Here is a 7,104-nt window from a genome sequence, read left to right on the forward strand (position 1 = left end):
GCCTTGAGGATGCCGAGCAGGCCCACGACGAGGTCGGCGTTGCGCTCGAGGAAGAGGCCGACGAGGCAGTCGGGGCCGACGCCCAGGGAGCGCAGGTGGAAGGCGAGCTGATTGGAGCGGCGCTCCAACTCACCAAAGGACAGACGTACATCCTGGGAGACGACGGCCAGGGCCTCGGGAGAGCGGGAGGCCTGGGCCTCGAGCAGGTGGTGGACGCACAGCTCGCGGGGGAAGTCGGCGCGGGTGTCGTTCCACTGCACCAGGAGCTGGTGGCGCTCGGAATCAGTGAGCAGGGGCAACTCGCCCACGTGCTGGACCGTGCCGGAGGCCAGTCCCTCGAGCGCGATGCGCCAGTGCTCCAACAGCCGGGCGATGCCAGCCGTGTCGAAGCGCTCCGTGTCCCACGTCAGCTTCAGCTCGAGTGTTTCGCCCGGAGTAGCGCAGGCGGTGAGCGCGTAGTTCGTCTGCTCCTGCGTGCGGGCCTCACGCACCTCCAGGCGGCCGGCGCCCTGCTGGATGGAGGCGTCGATGGGGTAGTTCTCGAAGACGAACAAGCTCTCGAAGAGCGGAATGCCGCGAGGCACCTCGCTCCAGGACTGCACCTGGACGAGGGGGCTGTGCTCGTGCTGGCGCAGCTCGAGCTGCCAGTCCTGGAGCTGTCGCAGCCAGGGCACCAGGGAGGCGTCGGGCCGCACCCGCACCCGCGCCGGGAGGGTGTTGATGAAGAGGCCCACCATGGACTCGATGCCGGAGAGCGCCGGGGGACGGCCGGACACGGTGGTTCCGAAGACGACGTCCTGCTCGCCGCTGTAGCGCGAGAGGACGAAGGCCCAGGCGGCCTGGGTCAGCGTGTTGACGGTGAGCTGGTGCTTGCGGGCGAAGGCCTGAAGCGCCGCAGTGGCGGGCGCGGGGAGGTTGAGCGCGCGCTCGTCCACGCGCATGACGGTGGAGCCCACGCGGGCACCCGGCACCTGCGCGGGCAGGGGCGTGGGCGAGGAGAAGCCCTGGAGGGCACGACGCCAGAAGGGCTCGACGCTGGCCACGTCCTGTCGTTGCAGCCAGGAGATGTAGTCGCGCCACGCGGGTGTGGGCTCCAGCGATGCCGGTTGTCCCTGGATCGCGGCGTCGTAAAGGGCGAAGAGCTCCTTGAGGAGCACCGCGACGCTCCAGCCATCCAGCAGCAGGTGGTGGTGGCTCCAGAGGATGCGGACGGAGTCATCCGAGGTGCGGATGATCGCCAGTCGCGTGAGCGGAGCCTGGGTGAGGTCGAAGCCGCGGGAGCGGTCCTCGCTCAGCAGGGACTCCAAGCGGGCGCGCTGCTGCTCGGAGGAGAGCTGGCGCCAATCCAGCTCCTGCCAGGGCGTGGCTACGCCGGAGTGCACCACCTGGAGGGGCTGAGGCAGGCCCTCCCAGACGAAGCAGGTGCGCAGCACGGTATGGCGCTGGAGGAGTTGCTCCCAGGCGCGGCGCAGGGCCGTGAGGTCCAACGCCGAATGGATGGACCAGGTGAGTTGCTGGACGTAGGAGCCCGAGGAAGGCGCGAGCAGGGCATGGAAGAGCATGCCCTGCTGCACGTGGGAGAGCGGGAAGAGGTCCTCGAGAGCCGGAGCCGACTGGAGCAGACGATCGAGAGCGGAGTCGTCGAGGCGGGCCAGGGGGAAGTCGACGGCGATGGGGCGCGACGCGTCGGGGGCGAAGCGGCCCGCGATGAGGGCGCGCAGGGCCTCGAGCGAGCCAAGGGCGAGCCGCTCGATGGTGGTGTGCTCGTGGAGGTTGTCGCTGTAGGTCCACTGCAGCTCCAGCCGCCCGCCGAGCACCATGCCGTTGATCTCCAGCAAGTGGCTGCGCGGGGACTCGGCGCTCTGGTGGGCGCCGGTGGGCTCGGAGGATGGGGCGAAGGGGGAGTGCTGAGACACCACGGCGTCGAACTGGCCGAGATAGTTGAACAGCACCGGGGCCTGGGGCCTGGCGCGCAACTGCCGCGAGGGCTCATCCTCGCGCAGGTAGCGCAGCAGGCCGTAGCCAATGCCGCGCTCGGGGACCTGGCGCAGGGTGCGGCGCACCGAGCGCACCGCCTCGGAGGGGGATGCGGACGCGGGCACCTCCAGCATCACCGGATAGAGCGCGGTGAACCAGCCCACGGTGCGCGAGAGGTCCACGCCCTGGAAGAGCTCCTCGCGGCCGTGGCCCTCGAGATCCACCAGCAGACGGGATTGTCCCGTCCACGGCGCGAGCGACTGGACGAGTGCGGCCAGCAGCACGTCATTGATGTGAGTGCGGTAGGCCGTGGGCACCTGCTGCAACAGCAGCCGGGTCTCCTCGGCATCGAGCGACACGGTGACGGTGCGCGCGGAGCCGGAGGTGTTCTTCCCGGAAGCCTTGTCCTGGGGAAGGGGCGTGGCCTGAATCGGCTGACTCATCCACCAGGAGGCCTCCTGGGTGAGGGCCTCGGAGCGGGCGTACTCCACCAGGCGCTCGGCCCAGGCCTTGAACGAGGTGGACTTGGAGGGCAGGGACACCGGCTGGCCACGACGCAGCTGGGCGTAGGCGGTGGCCAGGTCCTCGAGCAGCACGCGCCAGGAGACGCCGTCCACCACCAGGTGGTGAATGACGAGCAGCAGCCGTGCCGGACGTTGGGCGCCGAGGTCGAAGAGGGCGGCACGCAGCAGCGGGGGCGTGCCCAGGTCGAGGCTGGCCTGGACGCGGGTGGCCTCGGCCTCCAGGGCCGCGGGCAGCTCGGCGTCAGGTGTGGCGGAGAGGTCCACCCGCACGAGCGAGGCGGTGGGACCCAGGGGCTGGTTCTCCTGCAGCCATGCACCGGACTCGCCGCGCACGAGGCTCATGCGCAGCGCGTCGTGATGCTCCACGACGTGCTGGAGTGCCTTCTCCAACGAGGAGACCTCCACGGTCTCGCGGGCCTGGAGCAGCACGGATTGGTTGAAGTGGCCGGGCCGGGGCAGCTCCATCTCCGTCATCCAGCGCTGGATGGGAGTGAGGGGCACGGGGCCAGAGACGGGACCCTGCTCGGCCTGTACTCCCTGTCCCTCGGAGATGGCACTGGCCAGCCGGGCCAACGTCGGGTGTTGGAAGAGGTGCTTGGGGGTCAGGTGCAGTCCGGCCTGGCGGGCACGGGCGACGATCTGCAGGCTGAGGATGGAGTCTCCGCCGAGGGCGAAGAAGTCATCGTGCAGGCTGACGCGGGGCAGGCCGAGCACCTGGGCCCAGATGGCGGCCAGGCGCTGCTCCACGGCGGTGCGAGGAGCCACGTACTCGGACAGGGGCTGCATCACATCGGGAGCCGGCAGGGCGCGCCTGTCGAGCTTGCCGTTGGTGGTGATGGGCATCGCCTCCAGCGAGACGAAGGCCGAGGGCACCATGTACTCGGGCAGGTGGGCCTTGAGCAGGGTGCGCAGCGCCTCGGCATCCATCGTGTGCCCGGCGGTGGGGACGACATAGGCCACCAGGCGCTTGTTACCAGGCAGATCCTCGCGGGCGATCACCGCCGCCTGGTTCACGGAAGGATGACGCGCCAGCGTGGCCTCGATCTCTCCCAACTCGATGCGGAAGCCGCGCAGCTTGAGCTGGAAGTCGGTGCGGCCCTGGTACTCGATGCTGCCATCGGGCAGGTAGCGCGCCAGGTCGCCCGTCTTGTAGAGCCGCGCGCCCGGAGTGTCGCTGAAGGGGTCCGGGATGAAGCGCTCGGCCGACAGATCGGGCCGGCCCACGTAGCCGCGCGCCAGGGCGATGCCGCCGATGTGCAGCTCTCCCACGACGCCTTGAGGAACCAGCCCGAGGCGTTCATCGAGGATGCGCATGTACACGTTGGCGATGGGGTAGCCGATGGGCACGGTGGAACGCCGGTCTCCGCGCACGCAGGCCCAGTAGGTGACGTCCACCGCGGCCTCGGTGGGGCCGTAGAGGTTGTGCAGCTCGGCGCCCAGGCGCTCCAGGCAGCGCACCTGCAACTCGGCGGGCAGGGCCTCGCCGCTGCAGATGATGCGGCGCAGGCTGGTGCACGTCTCCAGGCCCTGCTCCTCCAGGAACGCTCCCAGCATGGAGGGGACGAAGTGCAGGGTGGTGATGCGCTGCTGGGCGATGAGGCGCACCAGGTAGGCACTGTCCTGGTGGCCACCGGGCTTCGCCACCACCAGCCGCGCGCCGAACATGAGGGGCCAGAAGAACTCCCAGACGGAGACGTCGAAGCCATAGGGCGTCTTCTGCAGGACGCGGTCCTCGGACGTCAGGCCATAGGCCTCCTGCATCCACAACAGGCGGTTGCAGATGGCCTCATGGGTGTTCATCGCGCCCTTGGGCTGACCGGTGGAGCCCGAGGTGAAGATGACGTACGCCAGGTTGGTGCCGCTCACGGGCGGGTCGACCCGCTCCGTGCCGTACCGGGCGAACTGCTCCCACCCGGTGTCCAGGCAGAGGACCTCGGGGCCCCCCTCGGGGAGCTGGCTCGCGTGACGGGCCTGGGTGAGGACCAGCGGCGCGGCGCACGTCCGCAGCATGTAGCGCAGACGCTCCTGGGGCAGCGTGGGCTCGAGGGGCACGTAGGCGCCGCCGGCCTTGAGCACGGCCAGGAGACCCACCACCATCTCCACCGAGCGCTCCACGCACAGGGCCACCCGGACCTCGGGGCCCACGCCGCGCGCGCGCAGGGCGTTGGCGAGCTGGTTGGCGCGCGTGTCGAGCTCCCGGTAGGTGAGGCGCTGGTCCTCGAACTCCAGGGCGATGGCGTCCGGGGTGCGCTCCACCTGGGCCTCGATGTGCCCGTGCAGCGTCGGGTCCTCCTCGCGCTTCAGGTGCGTGGTGTTCCACTCGACCAGCAGCCGGCGCTGCTCGGCCTCGGAGAGCAGGGCGAGCTGGGAGATGGGACGGGCCGGGTCGGCGACGATGCTCCGCAGCAGGTTCCGCAGGTGCTCGGCCATGCGGGCCACGGTCGTGGCGTCGAACAGGTCGGTGCTGTACTCGAACGAGCCGGTCAGCCCCTCGGCCGTATCCGTCAGCGTGAGCGTGAGGTCGAACTTGGCGGTCGTCTGCTCCACCTCCACCGGGCGCGGCGTGAGGCCCGGCAGCTCCAGGCCCTTCATCGGATCCTGGTCGTAGACGAACATCACCTGGAAGAGAGGAGGACGGCTCAGATCCCGCTCGGGCTTGAGTGCCTCCACCAGGCGCTCGAAGGGCAGATCCTGGTGGGCATAGGCACCGAGCGTCGTGTCGCGGACCTGGGCCAGCAACTGGCGGAAGGTGGGGTTGCCGCCCAGACGGCCGCGAAGCACCAGGGTGTTGACGAAGAGGCCGATGAGCTCCTCGACCTCGGAGCGGTTGCGGCCCGCGATGGGAGAGCCGACGGAGATGTCCTCCTGCCCCGAGTAGCGGTGCAGCAGCACCTGGAAGGCGGCCAGCATGAGCATGAAGGGCGTGACGCCCTCACGCTGGCAGAGGTCGCGCACGGCCTCGGACAGCTCCCGGGGCAGGCGCACGGGGAGCGTGGCGCCGCGATAGGACTGGGTGGCGGGACGAGGCCTGTCGGTGGGCAGCTCCAGGGCATTGGGTGCACCCGCGAGCTGCTGGCTCCACCAGTCGAGCTGGGTCCTCAGTGCCGAGTCCTGCAGCCACTGGCGCTGCCAGGCGGCGAAGTCGGAGTACTGCACGGGCAGCTCGGGCAGGGGCGAGGCCTGGCCGGCGCGGAAGGCCGCGTGGAGCGCCACCAGCTCGCGCACCAGCACGCCCATGGACCAGCCGTCGGAGATGATGTGGTGCATCGTCAGCGCCAGCACGTGCCGCTGGGCCTCGAGCTGCACGAGCAGGCCGCGCAGCAGCGGGCCCCGGGCGAGATCGAACGGACGCAGGGCCTCGGCGGAGACGTGCCGCAGGGCCTCGGCCATGCGCTCGGCCTCGGGCAGGTGCCGGACATCCAGGCGGGCCAGGACGAGCGAGACCTCGGAGGTGACGCGCAGGACGGGACCCTGCTCGTCGACGAGGAACACCGTGCGCAGGGACTCGTGGCGGCGCTGCACCTCGCGCAGGGCGCGTTCGAGCACCTCCGCGTCCAGGGGACCCTCCAACATCACGGCGGAGGGGATGTTGTAGAGGGGGCTGTCCGGTTCGAGCTGATCGAGGAAGAGCAGCCGCTGTTGGGCGAAGGAGGGCTGTAGCCGCCCCTCGTGGGAGGCGCGCTCCAGTGGGGGCAGGTGAACGCCCTGTCCGGAGGCGATGGCCGCCTCGACCCTCGAGGCCAGTGCGGCGACGGAGGGCGCGTCGAACAGCTCGCGAAGGGGCAGCTCCACCTGGAAGAGCTTGCGGATGCGCGAGACGACCTGGGTGGTGAGCAGCGAGTGCCCTCCCAGCTCGAAGAAGTCGTCGTGGAGTCCCACGCGCTCGACGTGCAGCAGCTCGGCCCAGATGGCCGCGAGCTGCCGCTGGACCTCGGTGCGCGGGGCCACGTACTCACGCGTCCTATCAGCGCCCTGCACGGGCGCCGGGAGGGCCTTGCGGTCCACCTTGCCGTTGGGAGAGAGGGGGAAGGACTCCATCACGACGAAGGCGGAGGGCACCATGTGCTCGGGCAGAGCCTGCCGCAGCGACTGCTGGAGCACGGAGGAGTCCACCGCCTGCTCCGGCCTGGGCACCACGTAGGCCACCAGCCGGGCCTCGCGCACCACCACCACCGCCTCGCGCACGGAGGGCAGTTGCAGCAGCGCCGTCTCGATTTCACCCAGCTCGATGCGGAAGCCACGCACCTTCACCTGGGAGTCCATGCGGCCCAGGAAGTCGAGCCGGCCGTCGGACAGACGGCGCACCCGGTCACCGGTGCGGTACAGGCGGGCACCGGGCTCGGCGCTGAAGGGGTCGGGGATGAAGCGCTCGGCGGTGAGCTCCGGACGGGCCAGGTAGCCGCGGGCCACACCGGCGCCACCGATGTAGAGCTCGCCCACGGCGCCCACGGGGACCAGACGCAGGTCCTCGCCCAGCACGTGCAGGGTGGTGTTGGCGATGGGACGGCCGATGAGGACGTTGCCGGTGGAGGGGTCCTCCGGAGCCACCTCATGGATGCAGCAGCCCACGACGGTCTCGGTGGGGCCGTACTCGTTGATGAGG

1 protein-coding gene is annotated in these 7,104 nt (G+C 70.4%); it reads right to left on the reverse strand.

Annotated elements, in window-relative coordinates; genetic code table 11:
- Positions 1-7,104 (reverse strand): non-ribosomal peptide synthetase (locus tag NR810_RS51835; protein WP_257463595.1); only part of this gene is annotated, 7,104 nt, incomplete at both ends.

This window comes from Archangium lipolyticum, from assembly GCF_024623785.1.
Taxonomy (GTDB): domain Bacteria; phylum Myxococcota; class Myxococcia; order Myxococcales; family Myxococcaceae; genus Archangium; species Archangium lipolyticum.